23 protein-coding genes are annotated in these 23349 nt (G+C 71.9%); 12 read left to right on the forward strand and 11 right to left on the reverse strand.

What is annotated here, in order from left to right:
* Positions 1–338: hypothetical protein (locus ACFCZF_RS15105; protein ID WP_376672015.1), on the reverse strand; the 338-nt coding region annotated here is incomplete at its 3' end.
* Positions 339–475: 137 nt separating this feature from the next.
* On the opposite strand from ACFCZF_RS15105, the gene ACFCZF_RS15110 reads away from it, so the two are divergent.
* The 4 genes from ACFCZF_RS15110 to ACFCZF_RS15125 all read left to right on the forward strand — a co-directional run bounded on the left by ACFCZF_RS15110 (position 476) and on the right by ACFCZF_RS15125 (position 5001).
* Positions 476–2398, forward strand: a complete 1923-nt coding sequence (locus tag ACFCZF_RS15110) for an FUSC family protein (protein ID WP_376672016.1) — start codon at positions 476–478, stop codon at positions 2396–2398.
* Positions 2398–3795, forward strand: a complete 1398-nt coding sequence (locus ACFCZF_RS15115; protein ID WP_376672017.1) for an amidohydrolase — start codon at positions 2398–2400, stop codon at positions 3793–3795. Before ACFCZF_RS15110 ends, ACFCZF_RS15115 begins: the two co-directional genes overlap by 1 nt.
* Positions 3796–3957: 162 nt before the next feature.
* Positions 3958–4647 (forward strand): DUF899 domain-containing protein, encoded by a 690-nt coding sequence (locus ACFCZF_RS15120; RefSeq protein WP_376672018.1) that lies wholly within the window; start codon positions 3958–3960, stop codon positions 4645–4647.
* Positions 4648–4815: 168 nt separating this feature from the next.
* Positions 4816–5001 (forward strand): hypothetical protein, encoded by a 186-nt coding sequence (locus ACFCZF_RS15125; RefSeq protein ID WP_121746457.1) that lies wholly within the window; start codon positions 4816–4818, stop codon positions 4999–5001.
* Positions 5002–5041: 40 nt separating this feature from the next.
* Here ACFCZF_RS15125 and ACFCZF_RS15130 read toward each other — a convergent pair whose 3' ends face one another.
* From ACFCZF_RS15130 to ACFCZF_RS15140, 3 genes are all read right to left on the reverse strand, one after another.
* The gene (locus ACFCZF_RS15130) at positions 5042–7003 is read right to left on the reverse strand and encodes an ABC transporter ATP-binding protein (RefSeq protein ID WP_376672019.1); all 1962 of its coding nucleotides are present in this window, start codon (positions 7001–7003) and stop codon (positions 5042–5044) included.
* 161 nt (positions 7004–7164) lie between these two features.
* Positions 7165–7617 (reverse strand): hypothetical protein, encoded by a 453-nt coding sequence (locus ACFCZF_RS15135; protein ID WP_376672020.1) that lies wholly within the window; start codon positions 7615–7617, stop codon positions 7165–7167.
* Positions 7608–8249 (reverse strand): ATP-binding protein, encoded by a 642-nt coding sequence (locus tag ACFCZF_RS15140; protein WP_376672021.1) that lies wholly within the window; start codon positions 8247–8249, stop codon positions 7608–7610. Before ACFCZF_RS15140 ends, ACFCZF_RS15135 begins: the two co-directional genes overlap by 10 nt.
* 231 nt (positions 8250–8480) lie before the next feature.
* Between ACFCZF_RS15140 and ACFCZF_RS15145 the strand changes: the two genes are divergently transcribed.
* Together ACFCZF_RS15145 and ACFCZF_RS15150 are read left to right on the forward strand one after the other, a co-directional pair.
* The gene (locus ACFCZF_RS15145; protein ID WP_375906190.1) at positions 8481–9341 is read left to right on the forward strand and encodes a helix-turn-helix transcriptional regulator; all 861 of its coding nucleotides are present in this window, start codon (positions 8481–8483) and stop codon (positions 9339–9341) included.
* Positions 9342–9617, forward strand: coding sequence for a DUF397 domain-containing protein (locus tag ACFCZF_RS15150; RefSeq protein ID WP_310873900.1), 276 nt, complete (start codon positions 9342–9344; stop codon positions 9615–9617). It begins immediately after the preceding gene.
* Positions 9618–9763: 146 nt separating this feature from the next.
* Here the strand turns inward: ACFCZF_RS15150 and ACFCZF_RS15155 are convergent, their stop codons facing one another.
* Both ACFCZF_RS15155 and ACFCZF_RS15160 read right to left on the reverse strand, forming a co-directional pair.
* Positions 9764–11254, reverse strand: coding sequence for a glutamate synthase subunit beta (locus ACFCZF_RS15155; RefSeq protein ID WP_376672022.1), 1491 nt, complete (start codon positions 11252–11254; stop codon positions 9764–9766).
* A gap of 272 nt (positions 11255–11526) precedes the next feature.
* On the reverse strand, positions 11527–12006 hold the full coding sequence (locus tag ACFCZF_RS15160; protein ID WP_376672023.1) for a DUF1772 domain-containing protein: 480 nt from the start codon (positions 12004–12006) through the stop codon (positions 11527–11529).
* Positions 12007–12169: 163 nt separating this feature from the next.
* On the opposite strand from ACFCZF_RS15160, the gene ACFCZF_RS15165 reads away from it, so the two are divergent.
* The gene (locus tag ACFCZF_RS15165) at positions 12170–12802 is read left to right on the forward strand and encodes a uridine kinase (protein ID WP_376672024.1); all 633 of its coding nucleotides are present in this window, start codon (positions 12170–12172) and stop codon (positions 12800–12802) included.
* Positions 12803–12861: 59 nt separating this feature from the next.
* On the opposite strand, the gene ACFCZF_RS15170 is transcribed toward ACFCZF_RS15165, so the two are convergent.
* Positions 12862–13989, reverse strand: coding sequence for a magnesium and cobalt transport protein CorA (locus tag ACFCZF_RS15170; RefSeq protein WP_376672025.1), 1128 nt, complete (start codon positions 13987–13989; stop codon positions 12862–12864).
* Positions 13990–14223: 234 nt separating this feature from the next.
* Here ACFCZF_RS15170 and ACFCZF_RS15175 point away from each other — a divergent pair, with 234 nt between their 5' ends.
* Positions 14224–15018, forward strand: coding sequence for a methyltransferase (locus tag ACFCZF_RS15175; RefSeq protein ID WP_375906205.1), 795 nt, complete (start codon positions 14224–14226; stop codon positions 15016–15018).
* Positions 15019–15305: 287 nt separating this feature from the next.
* On the opposite strand, the gene ACFCZF_RS15180 is transcribed toward ACFCZF_RS15175, so the two are convergent.
* A complete protein-coding gene (locus ACFCZF_RS15180) occupies positions 15306–16223 on the reverse strand; it encodes a carbohydrate kinase family protein (protein ID WP_376672026.1) in 918 nt (305 codons plus the stop codon).
* On the reverse strand, positions 16220–17128 hold the full coding sequence (locus tag ACFCZF_RS15185) for a pseudouridine-5'-phosphate glycosidase (RefSeq protein WP_376672027.1): 909 nt from the start codon (positions 17126–17128) through the stop codon (positions 16220–16222). Before ACFCZF_RS15185 ends, ACFCZF_RS15180 begins: the two co-directional genes overlap by 4 nt.
* 122 nt (positions 17129–17250) lie before the next feature.
* Between ACFCZF_RS15185 and ACFCZF_RS15190 the strand changes: the two genes are divergently transcribed.
* Entirely contained in the window at positions 17251–17679 is a 429-nt protein-coding gene (locus tag ACFCZF_RS15190) for a VOC family protein (RefSeq protein ID WP_375906213.1), read from the forward strand.
* A gap of 55 nt (positions 17680–17734) precedes the next feature.
* Here ACFCZF_RS15190 and ACFCZF_RS15195 read toward each other — a convergent pair whose 3' ends face one another.
* Positions 17735–18289: a methylated-DNA--[protein]-cysteine S-methyltransferase gene (locus ACFCZF_RS15195; RefSeq protein ID WP_376672028.1), complete on the reverse strand. Its 555-nt coding sequence runs from the start codon at positions 18287–18289 to the stop codon at positions 17735–17737.
* A gap of 80 nt (positions 18290–18369) precedes the next feature.
* Entirely contained in the window at positions 18370–19263 is an 894-nt protein-coding gene (locus ACFCZF_RS15200; RefSeq protein WP_375906218.1) for a glycerophosphodiester phosphodiesterase, read from the reverse strand.
* A gap of 292 nt (positions 19264–19555) precedes the next feature.
* Between ACFCZF_RS15200 and ACFCZF_RS15205 the strand changes: the two genes are divergently transcribed.
* From ACFCZF_RS15205 to ACFCZF_RS15215, 3 genes are all read left to right on the forward strand, one after another.
* Positions 19556–20431 (forward strand): MHYT domain-containing protein, encoded by an 876-nt coding sequence (locus ACFCZF_RS15205; RefSeq protein ID WP_376672029.1) that lies wholly within the window; start codon positions 19556–19558, stop codon positions 20429–20431.
* A 40-nt stretch (positions 20432–20471) separates the two neighbouring features.
* Entirely contained in the window at positions 20472–22616 is a 2145-nt protein-coding gene (gene uvrB / locus ACFCZF_RS15210; RefSeq protein ID WP_376672030.1) for an excinuclease ABC subunit UvrB, read from the forward strand.
* Positions 22617–22756: 140 nt separating this feature from the next.
* The gene (locus ACFCZF_RS15215; protein ID WP_375906224.1) at positions 22757–23335 is read left to right on the forward strand and encodes a TerD family protein; all 579 of its coding nucleotides are present in this window, start codon (positions 22757–22759) and stop codon (positions 23333–23335) included.
* The last annotated feature ends 14 nt before the right edge of the window (positions 23336–23349 follow it).

A 23349-nucleotide genomic window follows, 5' to 3' on the forward strand; every position in this document is an offset into this window, starting at 1 on the left:
TGGGAGGTTTTTTTCTTTTTCGTTCCGAAGAAAACCGGGGAAAAAAAAGACCCCCCTATCCCCCTCCCCCCTCTTCTCTGCCCCCCGCCCCACTGCCGTGATGACGACCAGCGACCGGCCGCGATCTCGGCGTCCAGGCGGGCCTGGAAGTGAGCGTGCGCGGCTCGCATCTCTGCTTCCCGGTCAGCCTTGTAGAAGGGGGCTTGGTAGCCGTCCGGGGGCGGGGTGCCTTCCGGGTCATCCAGGTGGGCGAGCAGGTCGAGGTAGCCCTGCTTGGACGCCCCGGCTTGCTTGCCGACCGGCGGAGCCGCCACGTCGGCCCTTGCGACACGGCTCACCGTCACACCGCCGAAACCCGCCCGTTTCCCGCCCCTCAAAAGCCGGCCGTAGGCTGGACCGCACACCACACAGCCCGGCCACCGTCGCCCGAAGGCTCACCCCCGCCCTCGACCAGACGACAGGAGCCCCGCGCCCCGTGTCCCGCACCGTCCGTCCCGCACACCGAGTCGGCCTCGCGCTGCCGCCCTGGATCACCCACGCCCTGAGAGCCCAGCGCGGGCCCGTGCCCTGGAGCGCGGTGACCCGGGGCGCGCTGGCCGGCGGGCCGCTGCTGCTCGCCGCCGTGCTCGCCGACCGGGCCTCCCTGGGGGTCGTCGCCGCCATCGCCGCCATGCTGGCCGGCATCAACGACCGGCCGGGCAGCCGTCGTACCTCCGTGCGGCGCATCGGCGTTCCGGCGCTCGCCGGGGCCGTCGGGCTGCTCGTCGGGACGTACGCCGGGCAGCATCTCGGAGCCGTTCCGCTGACCCTGGTGCTGACCGGGTTCGGACTGGTCGCCGGAGGGGTCAGCGCCGCCGGGACCGTGGCGTCCGGGGCCGGGACGCAACTGCTGGTCACCAGCGCCGTGGGAGCCGGGATGCCGTTGCCGGACCCCGGGTGGCAGAGCGTGCTGGCCTTCCTCGCCGGCGCCGGATGGCTGCTCGCGCTGCGGCTGGTCCTGCCCACGCCCGGCTCCCTCACCGGCGACTTCCGCCTCGACTTCCGCCTCGACTTCCGCCTCGACTTCCGCCTCGACTTCCGACTCGACTTCCGTTTCGACGGGGAGCGGGCGGCCGTAGCCGACGTCTACGACGCGGTGGCCGCGCTCCTGGACGCGGTCGGCACGGAGCAGGCCGTCGCCCGCCGGGCCGCGCTCACCGCCGCCCTCGATCACGCGCAGGACGCGCTCGCCGGACCCCGGCTGCGGCGCTACGCCGCGTCCGCGGCCGAACGGCGGCTGCGTGCCCAGTACGCCGCCGCGTTGCCTCTGGGCGAGGCCGCGACCGCCCTCGCGTGGGCCGAGCAGGCCGTGCCCACGCGAGCGTCCGAGGGGCCCCGCAGGCTCGCCGCGGCCGTCCGCGGCAGCACCCACGCCGGACCGCTGCCCGCGCCCACCCGCACCGAACCCGCCCTGCGCGCCCTGGACGACGCCCTGCTGCAGGCCGCGGAGGCCTTCGACCGGGGCAGGGGCCGGGACCTGCACACCCGCAGGCGGTCGCTCGTCTCCCTGGCCCGCACCGTCCTCGGTCAGGGCGGACGGGAGTACGGGCTGCGCGCCGGTCTGTGCTTCGGCGCCAGTGCCGCCGTCGCCCAGGTACTGCACCACGGCCACTGGTACGGGTCCCACCAGCACTGGTACTGGCTGCCCGCCACCGCCGTCTTCCTCGTCAAGCCCGACCTCGGCCCGCTCGTCTCCCGGGTGCTGTGCCGGGCGGCCGGGACCGTCCTGGGGGCGCTCGTCTTCGCCGGGTTCGCCGCCGTGCTGCCCCGGCCGGAAGGGCTCGTCGCGCTCGTCGCCGTCTGCGGCGCCCTGGTGCCGGTCGCCGCGCGGCACTTCGCCGCCCAGACCACCGTCGTCACCGTCCTCGTCCTCGCGCTGGTCATGGTGGGCGGCGAACCGCAGGCCTCCGTCAGCCGCATCGGCGAGACACTGCTGGCCTGCGCGATCGTCCTGGTCGTCGGGCATCTGCCGATGCCGGGACAGCGGGGCGGCGGGGTCCGTGCCCGGATCGACGTCGCCGACGCCGCGGCCCACGCCTACCTCGCCCACGTACTGAGCGAGTCCGGGGACCGCGCAGCCCGGTGGACGCTGCGCCGCGAGGCCTACCGCACGCTCGCCGAGGCCCGCGCCGCGATCGCCCTCGCCGCCGCGGAACTGCCCGCCCTCGCCCGGCACTCGCAGGGTGCGGACGAGGTCGCCGCCGTCCTCGAGCGGCTCGTCGACACCACCACCGCGTGCGCCGTGCACCTCGACGACACCGGCCGGCTCACGCCCCGCCACACCGACCGGCTCGCCGGACTGCGGGACGAACTCGCGGAGCGGCGCGGGCGCGTGGGACGGCACCGTAGGTTGGCGTGATGACGCCTTCCCGTGAGAGCCGTGAGAGCAACAAGGGCCATCATGGTCCCGAAAAGCCCGCCGATCTCGTCATCACCGGCTGCACCGTCCTCGTGCACGACGACCTGGAGCGGATCGGCTTCCAGGAGGACGCGGCCGTCGTCGTACGGGACGGAGTCGTCGACTCCGTGACGACCGCCGCCGCAGTGGCAGGCCTCGCGGCCGTCGTCCGTATCGACGCACGCGGCCAGGTCGCCCTCCCCGGGCTGATCAACTGCCACACGCACGCGCCGATGGTCGCCCTGCGGGGCCTCGCCGAGGATCTGCCCACCGAGGAGTGGTTCAACGACGTCGTCTGGCCCGTCGAGTCCAACCTCACCGACCGCGACGTGGAACTGGGGGCCCGGCTCGCCTGCGCCGAGATGATCCGCGCGGGCGTGACCTGTTTCGCGGACCACTACTTCGCCATGGACGCCGTCGCCGCCGTCGTCGCCGACTGCGGGATGCGGGCGCTGCTGGGTCAGGCGTACTTCTCCTCGCAGGGGCCCGAAGGGCGGGAGGCATCACTGGAGTTCGCGCTGCGGCACCGCGGCGCCGCCGGCGGACGCATCACCACCGCACTCGCCCCGCACGCCCCCTACACCGTGACCGACGCCGACCTCGCCGCCACCGCCGGACTCGCCCGTGACCACGGCCTGCCCGTGCACCTCCACGCCGCCGAGAACCGCGACCAGACCGACACCAGCCTCGCCCGGCACGGCGCCACTCCGATCGAGATCCTGGAACGCACCGGCATCCTCGACACCGACGTGCTCATCGCGCACGGCACCGGCATCGTCGAGGCCGATCTGCCGCTGCTCGCGCGCGCGGGCGGCCGTACGGCCGTGGCGACCGCGCCCCGCGGCTACCTCAAGTTCGCCTGGCCCACCACCACACCCGTGCGCGCCCTGCGCGACATCGGCGTCCCCGTGGGGCTCGCCACCGACGGCGCCGCATCCAACAACTCCCTGGACGTGTGGGAGACGATGGCGCTCACCTCCCTGATCCAGAAGTCCACCGAGAGCGATCCCCGCTGGCTGACCTCCCGTCAGGCCCTCCACCACGCCGGCCCGCAGAGCGCCCGCGCGGTCGGGCTCGGCGACACCGTCGGCCGCATCGCGCCGGGGAGACGGGCCGACCTCGTCCTCGTCGACCTCACCGGCCCGCACACCCAGCCCGTGCACGACCTCGCCGCCACCCTGGTGCACAGCGCGCGGTCCTCGGACGTGCGCACGACGATCGTCGACGGGCGCGTCCTCATGCGGAACCGCGAGCTGCTGACCCTCGACGTCCCCGCGGTGGTGCGGGAACTCGGAGAGCGGCTGCCCGCCCTGACCGACCGCGGTCACGGCCGGCGCGTCCAGGAGTACGACACCTGAACACCGAGGTCAGCGGCCTACCGGCGACTTTCCGGCGGCCTTCCGGCGGGGTTCCGGCGGGGTTCCGAAAAGAATCTTGCCGAGCCGCGATGAGTTCCGCTCCGCCCGTCGGTCACCACCACCGACGGACCGTCGTGTGTCGCACCGGAGGAGCTGGATCCCATGTCGTTGCCCGAGATCGTCACCCGCGCGGACTGGCGCGCGGCGCGCGGCGCCTTACTGGCCAAGGAGAAGGCGGCGACACGCGCGCGTGACGCGCTCAACGCCGAGCGGCGCGGGCTGCCCATGGTGGAGGTCGACAAGGAGTACGTGTTCGAGGGCGGCGACGGCAAGGCCACGCTGCTCGACCTCTTCGAGGGACGCGACCAGCTCGTCGTCTACCACTTCATGTTCGCGCCCGAGTGGGACGCCGGCTGCCGAAGCTGCTCGGCGTTCCTGGACCAGATCGGACACCTCGCGCACCTCAGGGCGCGCGGTACGTCGTTCGCGGCCGTGTCCCGGGCGCCGTACCCGCGAATCCTTCCGTTCAAGGCGCGGATGGGCTGGACGCTGCCCTGGTACTCGTCGTACGTCAGCGACTTCAACACCGACTTCGAGGTGACCCTCGAACACGAGGGCGAGCTGGTCGAGCGGCCCGGGCTCAGCTGCTTCCTGCGGGACCGCGACCGGGTCTTCCACACCTACTCGACGTACGAACGCGGCCTCGACGGACTCGGCTCGACCACCAGCCTGCTCGACCTGACCGCCCTCGGCAGGCAGGAGCAGTGGGAGAAACCCGAGGGACGCGCGTCGGCTCTCGGTGCGCCTGCGGGAAGCGAGAGAATCCGGTACCACGACGAGTACGAGGCCTGAGTACGAGGGCTGACACGCACCGTAGCGAAGGGGGCCGAACGGCTGAGACGCCGCTCACACTTTGCGGTGAACGAGTGTCGACTATGTCTCAGTATGATCACTCCGCGAGGCGATCGCTCCATGGTTGGCGTTTAACTCTACGAGTACAGCGCTACATGGAGGTGCAGGGTGAACGGGCGAACGGTGCTCGAACGCTTTCCCGCCGGCGGACCGCGTGGTTCCTGGCCGGCGGAGGAGTTCGCGAACGCGCGGCGTCTGGAGGGCCTGCCCGCCGAGGTCGTCATGGATCTCGCCACGGACATGTTCCTGGTCATCGTCCGCGCCGGCGATGCCGCCGGTGACGTGGCCGCCTGACGGGCGGGCGCGGCCCTGACGTCAGCGCGCGGGCCGGAGGTCAGCCCGCCTCCGGGGCGGGTACCGGCGCCCTGATGAACTGTTCCGCCTGCAGGGAGTAGAGCTCCGCGTACACGCCGCCGGTGGCCAGTAGCTCGTCCGGTGTCCCGGACTCCACGAGCCGGCCCTGGTCGAGGACGTGCACCAGGTCGGCGTGGCGCACGGACGCCAGCCGGTGGGTGATCAGGACGACCGTCTGTCCGCTGCCGGCCAGGGCGCGGATCTTCTCGAAGACCTCCAGCTCGGCCCGGGCGTCCAGGGCCGCCGTCGGCTCGTCCACGATGAGGATGTGGCCCTGCCGGTACGCCGCGCGGGCGATCCCGACCCGCTGCCACTGGCCGCCGGACAGCTCGTGACCACCGCTGAAATTGCGGGCCAGCAGGGTATCCAGGCCGCGCGGCAGGTCCGCGACCACCTCCTCGGCCCCGGCCTCGGCGACCGCAGCGGCCACCCGGTCGTCGCCGAGCGGTACCGAGGAGCGGCCCACCGCGACGTTTACCCGCGCGGTGAACGGCCACCGCTTGAAGTCCTGCGCCACCATCGCGACGCGTTCGGCGAGCGCGTGCCGGTCCGCCGTCGCCGCGTCGACGCCGTCCCACGTGATCCGGCCCCCGTCCGGCCTGTACAGCCCGGCGAGCAGTTTCACCAGCGTCGTCTTGCCCGAGCCGTTCTCGCCGACGAGCGCCACGATCCGGCCCAGTGGCAGGGAGAGCGTCACGTCGTCGAGCGCCGGGCGGGTGGCGTCACCCGGGTAGCGGAACGTGACGTTCTCGAACCGGATCTCCTTCGGGTCCTCCGGCAGCGCGGCGCCGCCCACCGGAATGGCCCGGTCGGCCGCCTCCACGTGCAGCCGTTCCAGGTCGCCGACGAACAGGGCCTCCTCGTGGAGCGCGTTGACCTCCACGACCAGGGTGCCGAGGCTCTGCGAGCCGGTGCGGATGGCGATCACGGCCGTACCCGCCACCGCCAGGGACATCGCTCCGCCCAGCAGCAGCCCGCCGAGCGTCGCGTACGTCGCCGCCGTGGCCAGCCCCGTCCACGCCGCCGCGATCAGCCCCGTACGGGCCGCCAGCCGGGCCAGTCGGGCCTGCTCCGCCTCGGCGGTCTCCGACATCGCGCGGAAGTGCCGCAGCAGGAAGGGGCCCACGCCGTGCACCCGGATCTCCGGGGCCGCGGCCGGTTCGATGAGCAGACTGCCCAGCAGCCTCCCCGCGCGTTCGTGCTGCACCCAGGCGTGGAACGACTCGTACCGGCGGCGGGCGAGGGTCAGCGCGCTCCAGGCGCTCGGCAGGGTCATCGTCACCAGCAGCGGCAGCAGCGCCGGATGCAGCACGGTCAGGACGCCGGCCGCCGCGATCAGCGAGATCATCGCGTTCACCACGCGCGTGCCGTACATGATCATGCGCCGCGCGGAGGCCGCGCCGTACTGGGCGGTGTCCAGGAGCTTGTGGAAGGCGTGGTCCTCGATCGCGGACAGCTCCACGGCCGCCGCCCGCTCCAGATACCGCTCGGTGGCCACCCGCTCCACCTTGGGCTCCAGCCGTCCGGTGGCGTACGTCGAGGCCGCCCGCAGCAGCGCCGCGAGCAGCATCACCGCCGCTACGGTGACCAGCGCCGGGACCGCCCCGCGCAGGCGTTCCTCGATGGGCCCGGCGGCCATCAGTCCGGCCAGCACGCTGTTGACCGCGAGCAGACTGACCGCCTGTGCCAGACCCCGGCCCACCTCGGCCGCCAGTACGGTCCGCGCGGCCTGCGGGTCGGCCTGCCGGGCGAGCCGGAGGCTGGACGACAGCAGGGACGGCAACCGTGTCAGCATCGCCCGGAAACCCAGCTCCAGAAACGCGTCGGCGTGCTGGTTCCAGCCCATGTCGTAGCGCAGTGGACCGCCGAAGAGCAGCCGCTCCGACTCCGACACCCCGGCTGGTTCCGTGCCGCCCTTCCTGCGCACCGTCTGCCTCCCCATCGTCGACGGACGGCCACTATCGCGGGGGCGGGACGCCTACGGGCAGGGCGTGGACGGGGGAGTCCGGAGCGCGCGGGCGCACGCCCGGCCGGAGGAAGCCGGAAGGGGGCGTGCGGGGTGGAGCCGGGGGAGCGAAGAGGGACGGGAGAGCGCGGCGGCGCCTATGCGCTCACCGGCCGCGACCACGTCGGCGTCGTGTCCGTCAGTCGGCACAGTGCCAGGTAGAGCGGGATGGGCGGGGTGTAGGGGACCGTGCCGTCCGGGCGGTGGATGAGACCGGGCAGGCCCGGGGTGTCGGGGACGACCGCCCCCGTGGCGTACCGCGCGGGCGCGGGCCACTCCAGTGCGTAGTCGGAGTCGGACGGAACGATCCACCACCAGTGCGCGTCGTCGGCGTAGACGCACCCCACGCGCGGCAGCCGGGGCAGCACCAGGGGGCCGAAGCGGGCGGGCACCGTCACGGCGTCGCAGCCCAGCGGGGCCGTCATGCCGTCCGGCACGGGCAGCCGCCGGGGTGTCACGGAAGGCGCTCCGTGGGTGGTCAGCCCGCGCTGCAGGCGGACCAGGGTGTCCAGACCGAGCGGTCGGATGCCGGTCGCTGCCCTCATAGCCATTCGGTCCCCGTTCCGCGGCGCGCCTCTGGACGGCGTCCCTCCGCCTCGCCCTCGTCACCCGTGCCGTCGGCGGGGCCGGGCTTCGGGCGGGCGCCCCAGCCCAGGTCGTTGTGGGGCTCCGACGGGTCGCGCGGCCCGTCGGCCTTGCGCGGGAGCTCGGCCCAGACCAGCAGTCCGGGGCCGTGCTCGTGGGCGCCCCAGGCGTCGCACAGGGCGTCGACGAGGAGCAGTCCCCTGCCGTGCTCGTCCTCGGGCTGCTGATCGGCCGGGGGGTGGGGCTGGCCGGGGGCGCAGCCCTCGTCGCGCACGGCTATGCGGACCAGGTCGGCGCCGTCGTGCAGCTCGCACACTATGTGTCTGCTCGCGGTGTGCACGATCGCGTTGGTCACCAGCTCGGAGACGACCAGGGCCGCGGTGTCGCAGGTGTCCTCGCACACCGACCAGCCGCTCAGCCGGGCCCGTGTCAGGCGTCTGGCCTGTGAGGGAGAGCCCGGATGAGCGGCCAGCTCGAAACGGAACCGGCGCTCGGCGGCGGCGGCTCCCGAAGAGCCGGCTCCCATGGCGGCACCGAGGCCCAGGGAGCCCGCGGTGGCGTCTGTTCCTAAGGGCGCGGACGGAATCACGCTTGCCACTATCGCCCCGCCGTGAACACTTGGCAAGAGTCACTCTGAAAAATGCAGAGTGCTGTGTGACGGTCTGGACGGCCGTGGCACACTGCTCGCAACAGCACGTCGAGCGGCGCCACTTCAGATCCCCGAAGGCCTGCCCAGGCTTTCGAACGGGTCTTCGAATGGCGCCGCCGGGCTGTCCGCACAAGGGCACAAGGGCACAGGGACTCTTCGGGACTCTTCAGGAGGTGGGCGGTGAGCGAGCCGCGGTCCGCGCCGACGGTCGGCCAGGTCGTCCTCGGCCGGCGCCTGCTGGACCTCCGGGAACGCGCCGGTCTCAAGCGCGAGGAAGCCGCCCGCATCCTGCGCGTCGCCCCCGCCACGGTCCGCCGCATGGAGATGGCCGAGGTCGCCTTCAAGATCCCGTACCTCCAGCTCCTGCTGAAGGCCTACGGCATCGGCGACGACGAGGCCGACGCCTTCGTCCGGCTGGCCGAGGACGCCAACAAGCCCGGATGGTGGCAGCGCTTCCACGACATCCTGCCGGGCTGGTTCTCCATGTACGTCAGCCTGGAGGGCGCGGCCGCCCTGATCCGCTCCTACGAGCCCCACTTCGTCCCCGGAGTGCTGCAGACCGAGGACTACGCGCGCGGGGTGCTCCGCTCGGGAGCCATCGGGCAGACCCGGCCCGACGACATCGAACGCCACGTCGACCTGCGCATGCAACGCCAGGAACTGCTCACCCGTAAGGACGCGCCCAGGCTGTGGGTCGTCATGGACGAGACCGCGCTGCGCCGCCCCGTCGGGGGCCCGGAGGTGATGCGTGCCCAGATCGACAGGCTGCTCGAGGCCACGAAGCTGCCCAATGTGACGCTGCAGGTCGCCCCGTTCTCCAACGGACCGCACCCGGGCACGTACGGGCCCTTCGTGCTGTTCCGATTCGCCATGCCGGAACTGCCGGACATGGTCTACAGCGAGTACCTGACCGGCGCCGTCTACCTCGACGCGCGTGCCGAGGTGGCGACCCACCTCGAGGTCATGGACCGCATGGCGGCGCAGGCCGCCACGGCACATCGCACGAAGGAGATCCTCCGGGATCTCCGCAAGGAGCTGTGAATGAACCGCATCAAACCCCAGCGCTCGCCACGGACCCGCAGCGAGCGGATCTACAACGGCATGCCCGCCCGTGAGCTGGGCAGCGAGGGCTGGCACAAGCCGTGGAGCGGCGGCAACGGGGGCAACTGCCTGGAAGCGATGAAGCTTGCCGACGGCCGGATCGCGGTACGTCAGTCCACCGACCCCGACGGCCCCGCGCTGATCTACACCTCCGCCGAGATGACGGCCTTCATCGAGGGAGCCAAGGCCGGAGAGGCGGACTTCCTGCTGTCCTGAGACGTGCGCCCTGTTGATTGTTGTTTTTAAAGCTGTTTGACATTGAGTTGATCACCTATTGCGAGGAGAAACTTGAGCTGGGCGAACGGGACGCGGGCCGGGTAGCGGCCTCCGACCGGTCGCGGGTGGGATGGCGGCGGGTGGGTTCAGGCCGTCATCGGCCGGTCGTACGGGCCGACCGGTGAGGGCAGCCGTGTGCTGCCGCCCGACAGGTGGCGGTCGACGGCCGCCGCCACCGCCCGCCCCTCCGCGATCGCCCACACGATCAGCGACTGCCCGCGTGCCGCGTCCCCGGCGGCGAAGACACCCGGGACGTTGGTCGCGAAGCCCTGGTCCCGGGCGATCGTGCCACGGGGCTCCAGTACCAGCCCCAGCCCCTCGACGAGGCCGTCCTCCCGGTCCGGTCCGGAGAAGCCCAGAGCCAGGAGGACGAGGTCCGCGCGGAGCGACCGCTCGGTGCCGGGCAGCGGACGGCGCCCGGCGTCCACACCGACCAGGTGCAGCGAACGCACACGCCCCTCCGAGTCACCGGTGAGTCGGAGCGTGGACGCGGCGAAGAGCCGCGCGTCGACGTCCGCCGCCGGAGCGGACCGCAGGTCACGTGCCTCCTCGTGCGCGGCCGACAGCCGGTACAACCGTGGATACGTCGGCCAGGGCTCCGCCTCCTCGTCGCGTTCCCCGCCGGGCTGCGCGTAGATGTCCAGCTGGGTCACGGACGCGGCCCCCTCCCGCACCGCGGTACCGAGACAGTCCGCGCCCGTGTCGCCACCGCCGACGATGACGACGTGCAGGCCGGCTGCCGACAGCGGGGAGCTCTCCAGGTCGCCCTCGCACACCCGGTTGGCCAGCGGCAGGTACTCCATCGCCTGATGGACGCCGGCCAGCTCGCGGCCGGGCACCGCCAGTTCGCGCCACGCGGTCGCGCCGGTGGCGACCACCACCGCGTCGTAGCGGGCCCGCAGCTCGCCGGCGGCCACGTCCCGCCCGACCGCCGTCGACGTACGGAACTTCGTCCCCTCGGCCCGCATCTGGTCGATGCGCCGCTCCAGGTGCCGCTTCTCCATCTTGAACTCGGGGATGCCGTACCGCATCAGCCCCCCGATCCGGTCGTCCCGCTCGTAGACCGCGACCGTGTGCCCGGCCCGGGTCAGCTGCTGCGCCGCCGCGAGCCCGGTGGGCCCCGAACCGACCACCGCCACCGTCCGCCCGGACAGCCGGTCCGGCGGGCGCGGCGGGGTGAAGCCCTCCTCCCATGCCTTGTCGGCGATCGCGCACTCGACGTTCTTGATAGTGACGGCCGGCTGGTTGATGGCGAGCACACACCCGGCCTCGCACGGTGCCGGGCACAACCGGCCGGTGAACTCAGGGAAGTTGTTCGTGGCGTGCAGCCGCTCGCTCGCCGCCCTCCAGTCCGCCCGGGAGACCAGGTCGTTCCACTCCGGGATCAGGTTGCCGAGCGGGCAGGCCTCGTGGCAGAAGGGGACGCCGCAGTCCATGCAGCGGTCGGCCTGGGCGCCGATGATCGGCAGCAGCGCCCCCGGGGCGTAGACCTCCTGCCAGTCCCGGGCCCGCTCCTCGGCCGGCCTGCGGGGCCACTCCTCGCGGGGCGTGGTCAGGAAACCCTTGGGATCGGCCATGGCCGTCTTCCTTGCGTGCGGGTGGCAGGCCGTGCGTCGTAGGGCGGCGCTCTTGCGGCCCACGATACGTCCCACCCGCCCCGCACGCAGAGCGCCGGACGACCCCTCGCCACGACGCCCCGGCCGTGGCCCGCCCGCCCCTCAGGCGGGGTGGCGGTGCCCGCTTCTCAGACGGGGTGGCGGTGCCCGCTTCTCAGGCGGGGCGGCGGCGCCCGCTCCTCAGGCGGAGTGGCGGTGCCCGCTTCTCAGGCGGGGTGGCGGTGCCCGCCCCCTCAGGCGAGGGCCAGCACGTACGCCACCGCCGCCGTGGCCGAGGCGACCGTACGCACGTGGTTCCACGCCGTCCACTCGCGCACGTACGAGGGCCACTGGCCGGCCGCCTCCGCAGTGCCCGGCTCCAGCCGGAGCAGCGCGGTGTTGCGCGGCACATTGGCGGCCGCGGTCACCCCGAACGACCCGAACAGGAACAGCCCGCTGCCCAGCAGCAGCTCCACCGCGGCCCCGTCCGGCCACAGCACGAACGTCACCACGGCGATCACCGCGGTCAGCACCGCCGTCCCCAGGAACACGAGCATGAAGGCCGGCCGCACCGCTGCCGTGTTGATCGCGTTCATCGCGGCGACTCCCTGCGCGGGCGGCAGCGCCGCGAGCCCCCGCATGACGAAGGTCGAGAACGCGCAGAAGGCGTCGGCCGTCAGACCGGTCCCGAGCACACCCAGCACTGTCAGCACGAAGTACGGTCCGTCGATCACGTCGCGTCAGCTCCCACCCGTCGCGTCGATGCCCGCTCGGCACCGTCGGCCATCGATCACCGCAAGTCAACCTCCGCACGGGCACGGTGACCATGCCCGACCGGCGCGAGCGCATGCGCGAGCGTCCAGGCGGCCGGACCGGAGTCTGACGCATCATGGGCAGGTGCGACTGGAAGCGATCACCTGGGAGAGGCTCGGCGACCTGCTCGCCGAGCGCCTGCTCGACCTCGAGCCCGCCGACGGCAGCGCCTGGCCGCGCGTCGCCTTCGACGGTGCCCCGGCAGCCCGTCCCGGCGACCTCGCGGAGCGGGTCTCCGAGGCGCTGCGTGTGCGCGGTCGTCCCTCCCTCGTCGTCGGGACGGAGGGCTTCCTGCGCCCCGCTTCTCTCCGCCTCGAATACGGGCATCAGGACGTCGAGTCCTACTACAACGGCTGGCACGACACCGGCGCTCTGTGGCGCGAGGTCTTCGACCCCCTCGGGCCCGATGGCGACGGGCGCCTTCTGCCCGACCTGTGGGACCCGGTCACCGACCGCGCCACCCGCAGCTCCTACGTCCGCCTCCCACCCGGCGGCGCTCTGCTGCTGCACGGCCCCTTCCTGCTGCGCCACTGGTTCCCCCTCGATCTGAGCGTCCATCTGGTCCTCGGCCCCGGCGCGCTGCGCCGCCGCACCCCCGAGGCCGAGCACTGGACCCTGCCCGCCTTCGAGCGCTACGAGGACGAGACCGACCCCTCCGGCACCGCCGATGTCCTCGTGCGCGCCGACGATCCACGGCATCCCGCGTGGAACGGCTGACGCGGAGGGTCGTGCCACGGAAGACCGTGAGCTTCTCGGCCCGAGTGGCCGGCCCGTCGTCAGAGCCAGCCGTTGCGCCGGAAGCCCCGGTGCAGCACCAGGCACGCGACGGCTATCACACCTATGACCAGGCCATAGCCGTACCGCCAGCGCAGTTCGGGCATGTGGTCGAAGTTCATGCCGTACACCCCGCAGACCATCGTGGGCACCGCGATGATCGCGGCCCAGGCGGTGATCTTCCGCATGTCCTCGTTCTGCGCGACCGTCACCCGGGCGAGGTGCGCCTGGAGGATGGAGTTGAGGAGTTCGTCGAACGCCGCGATCTGTTCCGTGGCCCGCAACAGATGGTCGGAGACGTCGCGGAAATAGGCCTGTATCTCCGGCTCGACCACTCGGATCGGCCGGGTGGCCAGCTCCTCCAGCGGCCGGCCGAGCGGCACCACGGCCCGCCTCAGCTCCAGTAGCTCACGCTTGAGCTGATAGATCCGCCCCGGATCGACCCGCGCGCCGTGCTCCGCGAACACTTCCGTCTCGACATGGTCGATGTCCGCCTGGACTGCGTCGATGACGCTCAGGAACTCGTCCACCACGTGGTCCGCGATCGCGTGCAGCACGGCGGAAGGCCCCTTGGCGAGCTGCGCGGGATCGGACTCCAGCCCTTCCCGCAACGGTCCCAGCGAGCCGTGCCGCCCGTGCCGCACGGTGATCACGAAGTCCTGGCCGACGAACACCATGATCTCGCCGGTGCTCACCACCTCGCTCGTGGCCGTGAGCTCCTCGTGCTCCACGTAGCAGACCGTCTTGAACACGGCGAAGAGCGTCTCGCCGTACCGCTCCACCTTGGGGCGCTGGTGGGCCTCGATCGCGTCCTCGACCGCCAACGGGTGCAGGTCGAAGAGGTCCGCGACACCCGCGAACTCCTGATCCGTGGGCTCGTGCAGGCCGAGCCAGACGAAACCGGCCCCGCGCCCCCGCATCCGCTTCACCGCGTCGACCGGATCGCCGCCCTCGGGGGTGCGGACACCGTCCCGGTAGGTCACGCAGTTCACCACCGAGGAACCCAGCGGGGAGCGGGCGGGGTGGCTCAGGTCCACACGCGGGCGCCGCCGGGCCAGTCGGGCCACCTTGCGGAGGCCGCCGACCCCTCCCAGGCCCGTGACCTTCCGTAGATTCCCTGCCATCGTCATCCGTGTCTCCTCGCGTGGGTCCCCTCGCGCCGTGCTTCCCGCGCCTTGGCGAGCCAGTCTGCCAGGCCGGCGTCAGCCGCGGACGAGCCTGTGGGTACAGAGCGTTCCGCTTTGTTCCCGGCTGTGGACAGCGCGTTCGGACGCGGACGCACATCGACCCGGCCGCCCCCGAGGGGCCGCCGCGCCGGAGCGTCGACCGCTTCAGGCAAGCCGGACAACTGGGATGATCGCCGCATGACGCGAACCGACGGATACCTCCTCGACAACCGGCAGGCCGAGGCGGCGGAGCGCTTCGAGGCCTTCGCCACCCTCTTCGACCCCACGACGTTCCGGCACCTCCAGGCGCTCGGCGTCGGACCCGGCTGGCGCTGCTGGGAGGTCGGGGCCGGAGGCACCTCGGTGGTGTCCTGGCTGGCCAAGAGGGTGGGGCCGACCGGCAGGGTCCTCGCGACCGACATCGACACCTCGCGGGTCGCTCCGGCGGGCCGGCCTCCGGTCGAGGTGCGCGTGCACGACGTGGGCGTCGAGGAACCGCCGGGGGAGGGGTTCGACCTGGTACACGCCCGGCTCGTGCTCGTCCATGTCCCGGACCGAGAGAGGGCGTTGCACTCGATGGTCAAAGCCCTGCGTCCCGGCGGCCGCCTCCTGGTCGAGGACGCCGATCCCGCGCTGCAGCCCCTGCTCTGTCCCGACGAGCACGGTCCCGAGCAGCAGCTGGCGAACCGGCTGCGGCACGGCTTCCGCCAACTGCTGACCCGTCGCGGCGCCGATCTCTCCTACGGCCGCCGGCTCCCGCGTCTGCTCCGAGAGGCAGGGCTGCGCCGCGTGGAGGCGGATGCCTACTTCCCGGTCACCTCACCCGCGTGCGCCGCCCTGGAATCCGCGACGGTCCGTCAGGTCCGCGACCAGCTGGTCGGCGCCGGGGTGGCCACCCACGAGGACATCGACCGCCACCTCGCGAACGTCGCGTCCGGCGGCATGGACCTCGCGACGGCTCCGATGATCTCGGCGTGGGGACGTAAGGCATAGGGGCGTGGGCCCCGGTCCGCCCGGGAGGTCTGCCCCCGGCCGACATACGACGGGGCACCACCTCGCCGCGTGGAGCCACGGAGGGCGTGGCACGGGCCCGGTCGGCCGGTGCGGTGTCCGTGGGCGAGGGCTGCCGACGGGCCATCGCTTCGCCCGTGCCCCGTGCCTCGTGCCCCGTGCCCTCGTACCTCGTGTCGCACGCGCTCGCGTCGCCACCTACCACGGCGAACTCCTGGCACGCGTCGCCACCAGCGTCCCCTCCCACACCTATCTATACCGACCGACCGTCAATCCGTCGCCCGTGGAGGCCTCCCGCCCACCCGTTCGACCGCCCGCGCTCCGGCCCGGCATCCCGCAGCCGTCGCCTCCTCGGGCCCCGCGCCCGCGAGCAGTGCGGCCAGGAACGCGCCGGTGAAGGCGTCACCGGCGCCCGTACTGTCCCGTGGCGACGCCGGGGCGGCGGGGACACGCGCGGACACGGTGCCGGACCGGGCCACCAAGGCCCCCTCCGCGCCCTGCTTGGCGATCACCAGCGGGACAAGCCGGCTCAGCTTCGCCGCCGCGTCCGCCGCGTCGGGCAGCCCGGTGAGCAGGCATGCCTCGTCCCGGCTGGGCAGCAGCACGTCCACCTCCTCGACCAGGTCCAGGAAACGGTCGACGCCCAGCTCGGTGAGGAACCCGGCCGACGCCGGGTCCAGGCTGACCGGCACCCCGCGCGCGTGTGCCGCGGCCAGGGCGACCGGCACCAGGGCACGGCTCGGCTTCGAGAACAGGAGGTAGCCCGACAGGTGCAGCCGGGCGACGCCGTCGAGCAGCGTGTCCGACCAGTCGCCGGGCCCGAGCCGCAGCGACGCCCCGCTGTCCGTCAGGAACGTCCGCTCGGCCGAGTCGCCCGTGTCAACCAGGCAGATCACCGTTCCCGTCGGTGCCGCCTCGTCGACGACCAGAAGAGGACGCACCCCACGGGCCACCAGCTCACGCTCGTGCCAGGCCGCCGCGTCGGTGCCGACCCGCCCCAGCAGCCGTACGTCCCGACACCCTCCGTACGCGGCCCAGCAGGCCACGTTGGCACCCGCCCCGCCGGGCAGTCGGCGGATCGAGGCGGCCGTGTCCGTGCCGGAGGCCAGCGGTCCCCGGTGCCGGGCGACGATGTCCGTGATGACGTCGCCGACGACCAGCAGGGCGCCGCCCGGCCCCGTGGTCATGCCCCGGCCCAGGCCGCCGCGACGCGTGCCGCCAGCCGCACGTTTCCGCGCACCGCCGCCAGGTTGGCGCTCAGTGAGGCCCCGTCGGTGTGCCGTACCAGGTAGTCGAGCAGGAACGGCGTGACTGCCTGGCCCTTGACCCCCTCCTCCTCGCAGGCGTGCAGCGCGTCGGCGAGCACCCGCGCGTGCAGCGCGGGATCGAGTTGCTCCTCCTGCGGGACGGGATGGGCGACCACGAGCGCGGACTGCGGCCCGCCCAGCGCGTCCTGCGCCCGCATGACCGTCGCCACCTCTTCCGGGGTGTCCAGCGTCCAGTCCACTGGATGCCCCGAGTCGGACAGGTAGAAGCCGGGGAAGCGGTCCGTACCGTAACCGGCCACCGCGACACCCAGCGTCTCCAGCCGCTGCAGGGTCGCCGGCACGTCCAGGATGGACTTCACGCCCGCGCACACCACCGTGATGCGGGTGCGTGCCAGCAGGCCCAGGTCGGCCGACTCGTCCTGCGTCACCGTCCACTCCCGGTGCACGCCGCCGAGCCCGCCGGTGGCGAACACCCGGACGCCCGCCAGTGCCGCCAGCAGGGCGGTCGCCGAGACGGTGGTCGCCCCGCTCGCTCCGGCGGCCAGCGCGAGCGGCAGATCGCGGTGGCCCAGCTTGCGGATGCCGTCCTCGTTCGCGACCCGCTCCAGCTGCTCCTTGTCCAGGCCGACATGGGGCCGCCCGTCCAGCACGGCGATGGTCGCCGGTATGGCGCCCTCCTGCCGTACGGTCTCCTCCAGCTCACGCGCCACCAGCAGATTGCGCGGGCGCGGCAGCCCGTGCGCGATGATCGTGGACTCCAGCGCCACCACGGGGTGACGCGCGTCGATCGCCGCCCGTACCTCTTCCGACACCATCAGCATCACGCGCCTGCCTCCTGTCCGTCGGGTTCTCCCTCATCTCTGGCGGGCGGGGGACCGGGCCAAACTCCTCAAGGGCCCCGGCCGGAGTCTTGCGGCCCTCCGGGAAGACCACGAGCCTGGGAACCATGACGGACAACACGACACGTCTCGACCATGTCGTCCTCTGGGTGCGCGACCCGGTCGCCGCTGCCGATTTCTACGAGAAGACCCTGGGGCTGGAGCCCTTGCGGGTCACGGAGTACGCCGCGGGGACTGTGAGCTTCCCTTCCGTGCGGCTCAACGACGAGACCATCCTCGATCTGGCGCCGCGCTCCCTGGCGGAGCGCATGCGAATGGTCCCCGGCGCCGACGGCAGTGCGGGTCATCCCGTCAACCACGTCTGCCTGTCGCTGCCACCGCAGGACTTCGAGGCACTGCGCGCCCGTCTCGAAGAGCGGGCCGTGCCGGTCTCGGAACTGGCGTACGACTCCTACGGCGCCCGAGGTCTGGCCCGGCGCAGCTTCTACTTCGGCGACCCGGACGGCAACATCATCGAGGCACGGCACTACGAGTAGAAGGCGAGGTACTACGCGTAGCCCCGCCAGGCACCGCACCCGGACGGCCGACCCCTCAGAACAGCGGCTCGGGCAGCACGCCCTCCAGCGCGAGCAACTGCCGCTTGGTGCCCACGCCGCCCCCGAACCCGCCGATGCCACCGTCGCTCTCGACGACCCGGTGGCACGGCACGACGACCGGCAGCGGATTGGCCCCCATCGCCATGCCCACCGCCTGGGCGGCGCCCGGCTGACCGACCCGGCCGGCGAGGTCGCCGTAGCCGACGACCGAGCCGTAGGGGACGCCGGACGCGAGTTCGCGCAGCACCTCCCGGTTGAAGCCCGAGATCAGCGACCAGTCCAGCGGCAGGTCGAAGTCACTTCGCCGGCCCGCGAAGTACGCCTCCACCTGCCGTATCGCCTCGGACAGCAGCGGCGAGCCGGGCGCCTCGACGGGCTCCGTGCCCAGCCGGGCCGCGAGCCTTTCGAGCGCCCGGTCGCGCGCGGCGTCGGTGGCGTGGAACACGACGTTGACCAGTCCGTCGCGGGTGGCGGCCAGCAGCAGCGGACCGGTGTCGGTGCCGACGACGGTCCACACGACCTGCTGTTCGTACTGCCCATGGCTGTCCATGCGCCAACGGTACGGCCGACCACTGACAACGCCCGGGCCGGCGGCGGACGCGGCCCGCCCCTGCCTCGGGCGGGACTGGATCACCGGCGTGCCGAGTCCTCATCCTCGCCGACGGCGTCCCGCACCACGTCGGGCTTGTTGGTGATGATGCCGTCGACGTCGTACCCGGCGACCCGCCGGGCGATGTCCGCGTCGTCGACCGTCCAGGTGAGGACCTCCATCGGCCTGCCGTGCGGCCCCGTGAACGCGTGCACGGAGGAGACGTAGCTCATGGAGAGGGAACCGTACGAGGGGTTGATCTGGTCGGTGAACTCCGCGTACTCGGGCAGGTCCGACACCGGCGGCGTGCCGAGGAACCCGGTCTTGACGGCCGGCTTGAGATCGTGGACGGTCCGGACGCTGTCCGCGCTGAAACTCTGCACGACCAGTCGGCCGGCCACGTGCCGCCGGTCGAGCCAGCCCTCGTTGGCGAGGACCTTGAGGGTCTGCTGCTCGATGCCCGGGTACAGCTGGGGGTTCTTCAGCTCCAGCAGCAGCTTCTGGTGGTTGTGCTCCACGCGGTCCACGTACTGCTTCAGCGTCGGCACGCGCGCGCCCGCGTACTCGGACCCGAACCAGCTCCCCGCGTCCAGGCGCGCGATCTCCGCCGCGGTGAAGTCCTTCACCTTCCAGGGCGAGCGGTCGGGGAAGACCTCCTCCACGTCGGTCGTGCGCCGCAGGTTGTCGTCGTGGAGGACGACGAGCTCGCCGTCCCTGGTGCGCTGGACGTCGTTCTCCACCCAGCGGATGCCCATCTCGGCCGCCTTGTCGACGGCGGCCAGCGTGTTCTCCGGCGCATACCCGGAGGCGCCCCGGTGGGCGACGACCGAGGGACCGTCGTCCCCGCTCTGGGCGGTCCTGGCGTGCGAGAGCGGAGTGAGCAGGGCGACTCCCAGGAACGCGGTGGTCGTGACGGCAACTGCGCGCGCGTGCATGCGTACTCCTCGCGTCGAGCGATCACGGACAGCACCACTGTGACACCGGAGAGTCAACGGGAGAGGGGTGCAGAATGGCCACAGGCTGAATGGAGTTGCTCAACTCCGCTCACCGGGGCGCCACAAGTGGGTCAAGGCCGTGATTCTTTGCCGGAGAATCGTTCGACCATTCCGGTGGGAGTCATACTCTCTGCCTCGACCCTGACCGTTCGCGCGGTCCTGGGAGGGGGCGCACATCAGGGAATTCCGGGACGTATCCGGGGTGTAAGAAGGCGGAAGGGCAGCCGCACATATGCAAGGCACGGTCGAGGGATTCAGCTACGGACTCGTCACACCGCTGGTGGCCTACCTCATGGCCTGCCTCGGCGGTGCCCTCGGTCTGCGCTGCACCACCAGGTCCATGCGGGTCACCCGGTCCTGGCGCCCGGCGTGGCTCGCGCTCGGCTCGGCGGCGATCGGCTCCGGCATCTGGACCATGCACTTCATCGCCATGATGGGCTTCACGATCGAACACACGCCGATCCGCTACGACTGGCTGATGACCTTCGCCAGCCTGGCCGTCGCCATCGTGATGGTGGGCATCGGGATCTTCATCGTCGGCTATCGGGGCGCGCGGGGAACGGCCCTGTTCACCGGCGGCACGATCACCGGCCTGGGCATCGCGTCGATGCACTACCTGGGTATGGCCGGGATGCGCCTGGACGGGCAGCTGACGTACAACACGTTCACCGTGGCCGTGTCCGTCGTCATAGCCATGGCCGCCGCCACCGCCGCTCTGTGGGCGGCCGGACAGGTCCGGGGATTCCTGTGGAGCGTCGGCGCCAGCCTGGTCATGGGGCTGGCCGTGACCGGCATGCACTACACGGGCATGGCCGCCCTCGAGGTCCATCTCCACGGCACGGCCGATCCCTCCACCGGGGGCTCGGCCGCGGAACTGCTCGCCCCCATGCTGATCGGCCCCCTCGCCTTCCTCCTCCTCGCCGGCGTCGTGGTGATGTTCGACCCGCTGATGATCATGGGGAGGGCCGCCGAAGCCCCCGTCGAGCGGAAGCCGGGCGTCCCAGCCCACCCCGAGGCACCGCGCACGGTCCGCCGCCCTCCGCACCACCCCGCCCACCACACGCGCCGCCCTCGCGTCCGGCGCTCCCGAACCCCGCAGAACCGCTGATCCGGACCCGTTGTCAGTGCGGGGTCGTACGGTGGAACCCATGCGGCCCGTTTCCCAGATCGAACGCACGGTGGCGCCCTTCGAGGTCGTCAGCCCCTACCAGCCGAACGGCGACCAGCCGGCGGCCATCGCCGAGCTCGCCCGGCGTGTCGAAGCAGGCGAGAAGGACGTCGTGCTGCTCGGCGCGACCGGCACCGGCAAGTCCGCCACCACCGCGTGGATGATCGAAAAGCTCCAGCGTCCCACCCTCGTGATGGCGCCGAACAAGACACTGGCCGCCCAGCTGGCGAACGAGTTCCGCGAACTGCTGCCGAACAACGCCGTCGAGTACTTCGTCTCGTACTACGACTACTACCAGCCCGAGGCCTACGTCCCGCAGTCGGACACCTACATCGAGAAGGACTCCTCGATCAACGAGGAGGTGGAGCGCCTGCGCCACTCGGCGACCAACTCGCTGCTCACCCGCCGCGACGTCGTCGTGGTCGCCTCCGTCTCCTGCATCTACGGCCTCGGCACCCCGCAGGAGTACGTGGACCGCATGGTCCCGCTCCGGGTGGGCGAGGAGCACGACCGGGACGAGCTGCTGCGCCGCTTCGTGGACATCCAGTACACGCGCAACGACATGGCCTTCGCCCGCGGCACCTTCCGGGTGCGCGGCGACACCATCGAGATCTTCCCGGTCTACGAGGAGCTCGCGGTCCGCATCGAGATGTTCGGTGACGAGATCGAGGCACTCTCCACACTTCACCCGGTCACCGGCGAGATCATCAGCGACGACCAGCAGCTGTACGTCTTCCCCGCCTCCCACTACGTCGCCGGCCCCGAGCGCCTGGAGCGGGCGGTCAACGACATCGAGAAGGAGCTGGGCGAGCGGCTGTCCGAGCTGGAGAAGCAGGGCAAGCTGCTGGAGGCCCAGCGACTGCGGATGCGCACGACGTACGACCTGGAGATGCTCCGCCAGATCGGCTCCTGCTCCGGCGTCGAGAACTACTCCATGCACTTCGACGGCCGCCTGCCCGGCTCCCCGCCGAACACCCTGCTGGACTACTTCCCGGACGACTTCCTGCTCGTCATCGACGAGTCGCACGTCACCGTGCCGCAGATCGGCGCCATGTACGAGGGCGACGCCTCCCGCAAGCGGACCCTGGTCGACCACGGCTTCCGGCTGCCCTCCGCCCTCGACAACCGTCCACTGAAGTGGGAGGAGTTCCAGGGACGCATCGGACAGACCGTGTACCTGTCGGCGACCCCGGGCACCTACGAGCTCTCCCGCTCGGACGGCGCCGTCGAGCAGATCATCCGCCCCACCGGGCTCGTCGACCCGGAGGTCGTCGTCAAGCCCACCGAGGGCCAGATCGACGACCTGGTGCACGAGATCCGCAAGCGGACCGAGAAGGACGAGCGCGTCCTGGTGACCACGCTCACCAAGAAGATGGCCGAGGACCTCACCGACTACTTCCTGGAACTCGGCATCCAGGTCCGCTACCTGCACAGCGACGTCGACACGCTGCGCCGGGTCGAACTGCTGCGTGAGCTGCGCGCCGGCGAGTACGACGTCCTGGTCGGCATCAACCTGCTGAGGGAGGGCCTCGACCTGCCGGAGGTCTCCCTGGTGGCGATCCTCGACGCCGACAAGGAGGGCTTCCTGCGCTCCGGCACCTCCCTGATCCAGACCATCGGCCGCGCGGCGCGCAATGTCTCGGGCCAGGTCCACATGTACGCCGACAAGATCACGCCGGCGATGGAGCGGGCGATCGACGAGACCAACCGCCGCCGCGAGAAGCAGGTCGCGTTCAACAAGGCGAACGGCATCGACCCTCAGCCGCTCCGCAAGAAGATCAACGACATCGTCGCGCAGATCGCCCGCGAGGACATCGACACCGAGCAGCTGCTCGGCTCGGGCTACCGCCAGTCGAAGGACGGCAAGGGCGCCAAGGCCCCCGTGCCCGCCCTCGGCGGCCAGGCGACGGCCGGTGCCAAAGCGGCCAAGGGCAAGGGCAAGAGCAAGGAAACCGTGCCGACCGACCGGCCCGCGGCGGAGCTCGCCGAACAGATCGAGGACCTCACCACCCGTATGCGGGCGGCCGCCGCGGACCTGCAGTTCGAGATCGCGGCCCGGCTGCGGGACGAGGTCTCCGAGATGAAGAAGGAACTGCGTCAGATGAAGGAGGCCGGTCTGGCCTGATGGCCCGCCCGGGCACGCGCTGTGTTGCAAGACCGACACAAAGTGCGGACCTGGGTGGGGCGCTGTCAGTGTCCCTGCGTAGGGTTCTGGTCAACCGCGGGTCCGCGGCAACAGGGGACAGTTCGAGAGGGGATCAGCGCGTGACCGTCAACATGACCAAGGGTCAGGCCATCAGTCTGCAGAAGAGCGACGGCGGCAACCTGACGTCGGTGCGCATGGGTCTCGGCTGGCAGGCGGCTCCCCGGCGCGGCCTGTTCGGCTCGCGCACCCGGGAGATCGACCTGGACGCCTCGGCCGTCCTGTTCGCGGACAAGCAGCCGGTCGACGTGGTCTTCTTCCGCCACCTCGTGAGCGACGACGGCTCGGTGCGCCACACCGGGGACAACCTCGTCGGCGGTGTCGGCCAGGGCGGTGACGACGAGGCGATCCTCGTCGACCTGCAGCGCGTCCCGGTCCACATCGACCAGATCGTCTTCACCGTGAACTCCTTCACGGGCCAGACCTTCCAGGAAGTGCAGAACGCGTTCTGCCGCCTGGTCGACGAGACCAACGGTCAGGAGCTCGCCCGCTACACGCTGGCCGGTGGCGGCGCCTACACGGCCCAGATCATGGCGAAGGTGCACCGCGCGGGCCAGGGCTGGGCGATGACCGCCATCGGTTCCCCGGCCAACGGCCGCACCTTCCAGGACCTGATGCCGGCGATCCTGCCGGTCCTGTAGCAGGACGGCAGGTA

It is taken from the genome of Streptomyces sp. NPDC056296 (assembly GCF_042268605.1).
In the GTDB taxonomy this organism is placed as follows: domain Bacteria; phylum Actinomycetota; class Actinomycetes; order Streptomycetales; family Streptomycetaceae; genus Streptomyces.